Consider the following 1,706-nt stretch of genomic DNA (forward strand, 5'->3'; position numbering starts at 1 on the left):
ACCTGCGCCTCGAACAGCTCGTGGATGCACTTGTGCGACGGATAGTCCGCTTCCGTCCGGTTCAGCTCCTCCAAAAGATGGGCGCGCTCGGCGGCCGGCAGGATGTCGAGCTCTCGCACCGGCTTGCCGGGCGCCTGCTCCAGTGCCTGGGCCAGCTCTTCGAGCGCCCGCTGCACGTAGCCGCAGACCCGGTCCCCACAGATCGGCTCCACCACCTGTGCGGTGAGGCCGAGCGCATCGCCAAAATCCTCCACCGACAGGCTCAGCGGATAATTGGTGCGCTCCTCCTCGCCCAGCCATTCGATGCCGGCCATGACATCGTCCGTGCTGGCGGCCGGCGTGTTGTGGCGATAGTTCATGAGCGCACTGAACAGCGGCGCCGGTGCTGCAACGCCGCTGCAGCGCTGCGCCAGCGCCAGCGAGGCATGCTCATGCGCCAGCAGCTGCGAAAGCCGCCCGTGCGTGGCCCGCACGCTGGCCTCGACCCCGGTGCCGTCGAGGTCGAGCCGCACCGGCAAGGTGTTCATGAACAGGCCGAGCGCGCGGTCGGCGCCGGGCCCGGCCTGCATGCGGCCAAACAGCACCGTGCCGAACACAACCTTCTCGCGCCCGCTGCTCAGCGCCACCACCTGGCCCCAGGCCAGGTGACAGAGGCTCGCCAGGCTCACACCCAGCCGCCGCGCCTGCGCCCGCAGCCGATCATTGAGCGCGGCCGGCAGCATCCGATGTGCCTCACCGACCCCGCTGCCGTCGCCATGAACCTCGCTTAAACCGAACGGCAGGCTCGGCTGCTCGATGTCGCCCAGCATCTCCCGGAAGAACGCTTCATGCTCTTCGGAGGAAGCTCCTAGACGCGCCTGCGCCACCAGATTGCGGAATGGCTGCGGCGCACCAAGCTCATGCGAGCGACCCTCCAGAACCGCCCGCACCTCGCCGCGCATCACTTCCGAGGCGGTGTGATCCCCGATCAGGTGATGATGCAGCTCCAAAAGCAGCCAGCGCCCGCCACCCGGCTCGCGCGCGATCACAAACCGCAACAAGGGCGCGCGGCCAAGCTCGAGGCGGTATTGGCGCGGATCGTACCGGCGCTTCAGTTGCTCATGACCGGGATCGCCATTCTCGTCCAGCTCGACCTCGGCAACCTCCAGCCGCGCACGACGCCACACCACCTGGGCCGGGCTCGACAGTCCCTCCCAGACAAAGGCCGTGCGCAGCACGTCGTGACGGTCCACCACTTGCTGGACCGCATCAAGATAGCGCTCCAACAGGGCGCGGTCGGCAAAGGCCATCTGCGAGACCAGGAGATACGGATCGCCCTTCCCGGCCAACAGATGATGGAACAGGATGCCGTCCTGCAGCGGCGACAGGCCATAGATATCCTGGATGTTGCCAACCCCGCCCGGCACAGTCGCCACCGCCCGGTCGATCTCTTCCTGGCTCAGCTCGATCAGCGGCAGCATCGGTGGCGTGATCGCGAGAGTGTGCTCGTCGATCAGGTTGGCCGGCACGGCCACCTCACTATGGCTGCCAAGGCTGGCGGCCAGATCGCAAAGCACCGGCCGGGCCAACAGGGTGCGCACCTCGACCCCGAGCGACTGCCGCCGCAACCGCTCCATCAGCTGCACCGCTAGCAGCGAATGGCCGCCGAGCTCGAAGAAGTGGTCGTGGCGGCCGACCCGATCGAGCCCCAGAAGCTCGGCCCAGAT

Annotated in this window: 1 protein-coding gene; it reads right to left on the minus strand. The window is 67.7% G+C overall.

The window, feature by feature from the left end:
- A partial coding sequence (locus tag CK215_RS30515; RefSeq protein WP_245418883.1) for a condensation domain-containing protein occupies positions 1–1,706 on the minus strand: 1,706 nt, incomplete at both ends.

The organism is Mesorhizobium sp. WSM3864 (assembly GCF_002294955.1).
GTDB lineage: Bacteria > Pseudomonadota > Alphaproteobacteria > Rhizobiales > Rhizobiaceae > Mesorhizobium.